At 34.4% G+C, this 2,196-nt stretch carries 1 protein-coding gene; it reads right to left on the bottom strand.

Annotation, left to right across the window (positions count from 1 at the left end):
* Nucleotides 1-264: 264 nt before the first annotated feature.
* Complete coding sequence (gene guaB / locus E4T68_RS08615) at nt 265-1,746, bottom strand: IMP dehydrogenase (protein ID WP_135126003.1); 1,482 nt, start codon at nt 1,744-1,746, stop codon at nt 265-267.
* Nucleotides 1,747-2,196 lie beyond the last annotated feature (450 nt).

Genomic DNA, 2,196 nt, shown 5'->3' with positions numbered 1-2,196 from the left:
TCTTCCAATTTCAATAATTTTCTGGTATTCTTATCCATGTGAAGCACCTCTTTACTATTTTGTCTCAACTTATAGTTTACTGGTTTGCTTCACTTTTTTCTATAAAAAAATAATCGTGTTGGCGAACCTTTTTGTTCACCAACACGATTTATTGTACACCCTAAATTAGGCATTACTATACCTCAATGTAAAACCTTTTTTACATTTAAACGGTTTAGATTTTTATCTCGCTTCTTTAACAAAAAATGACTACTCTAATATTTTTTATTGTACCGAATAATTAGGTGCTTCTTTTGTAATATGTACATCATGTGGATGAGATTCTTTTAATCCTGCTCCACTCATTCTAATAAACTGTGCATTTTCACGTAACTCGCTTAAATTAGGTGCACCAACGTAACCCATACCTGCACGCAATCCACCTAACATTTGGAAAATAATATCTGATGCACTTCCTTTGTATGCTACACGTCCTTCAATACCTTCAGGAACTAGCTTATTAGCTTCGTTTATTGAACCTTGGAAATAACGGTCACTTGATCCTTTTTCCATAGCTCCTAAAGAACCCATGCCACGATACGTTTTGAAACGGCGTCCTTGATAAATCTCAAATTCTCCAGGAGATTCATCTGTTCCTGCCAACATACTTCCTAACATGACAGCATGTCCACCAGCTGCTAAAGCCTTAACAATATCTCCAGAATACTTAATCCCACCGTCAGCAATAATTGTTTTTCCAAATTCACGTGCCGCTTTAGCTGCTTCATAAATCGCTGTTAATTGCGGAACCCCTACACCAGCCACCACACGTGTTGTACAAATTGATCCGGGCCCAATTCCTACTTTAACCACATCAACACCAACTTCAAATAGAGCACGTGCTCCCTCTTCAGTTGCAATATTACCTGCTATTAATGTAGCATTTGGGAATGTATCACGAATTTCTTTAATTTTACGAATAACACCTGCACTATGTCCATGCGCTGTGTCAATAACAATAGCGTCCGCTCCTGCATCTAATAAGGCTGTTGCACGCTCAAATGTATCGCTTGTTACTCCAACAGCAGCAGCCACCAATAAACGTCCGTGCTCATCTTTTGCTGCATTTGGAAACTCAATAACTTTTTCAATATCTTTGATTGTAATCAATCCAGACAAACGTCCTGATTCATCAACAATCGGTAATTTTTCAATCTTATGTTTTTGTAAAATACGCTCAGCATCTTTTAAAGATGTTCCTATAGGTGCAGTGACTAAATTTTCTTTAGTCATCACTTCTGAAATTGAAATAGTATAATCTGATACAAATCTCAAATCACGATTTGTTAAAATACCAACTAATTTACGATTATCCAATGTATCTACGATAGGCACACCACTAATTCTATACTGTCCCATCAATGCATCTGCTTCTCTCACACTATTTCCGGGTGTTAAAAAGAACGGATCTAGAATAACGCCACTTTCAGAACGTTTTACTTTTCTGACTTCATCAGCTTGTTGCTCAATTGACATATTTTTATGAATAACACCTAAGCCCCCTTGGCGTGCCATAGCAATTGCCATTTTAGAGTCAGTTACGGTATCCATACTCGCACTAATAATTGGAATATTCAACTTTAAATTGTTAGCTAATTGAACAGTTAAATCAACATCATTTGGTAACACATGACTTTCTGCTGGAACAAGTAAAACATCATCAAACGTATACCCTTCCTTAACAAATTTTGACTCCCATAATGACATAAGAACAACCTCCATACATAAAAATATTTTGTTCTATACAATATCATTTATTATATACAGAGTCAATTCATTTTTTCTATTTCTTATTAAATTTTCATTTATAATATATATCTATTTCATGATACCCATATAAAGTAGCTTTTTACATATAAATTCTACATCTTTTTTATATTTTAACACATCATAAAACACAAATTCTTCGTCAAATAATGGCTCTTCGTCAAATTATGTTGGTAAGTAAAAATTCCAGCAAATATTAAGTTGTTTTTTCTTAATAGGGCTAATTGTTTCTTTTCGAATCGGTATGCAGTTGTCAAGGTTTATAGCGTGAGCGTGCCTTGACAATAAGCATACTGATTTGATAGACTTTTCAGCCCATATTAAGATGGTTTAAATAATTTTTCTTGCACTAAAAATACTCGAGTTCGTAAATATGTAAAATATTTAAAC

Source organism: Granulicatella sp. WM01 (assembly GCF_004570605.1).
Classification (GTDB): domain Bacteria; phylum Bacillota; class Bacilli; order Lactobacillales; family Aerococcaceae; genus WM01.
Note: the sequence above shows the minus strand (reverse complement) of the source record. Positions and strands in the feature narration are given on the sequence as shown.

Bases quoted from the DNA above. Each gene is read 5' to 3' on its own strand.
- guaB (WP_135126003.1), bottom strand. From the start codon at position 1,746: ATGTCATTATGGGAGTCAAAATTTGTTAAGGAAGGGTATACGTTTGAT.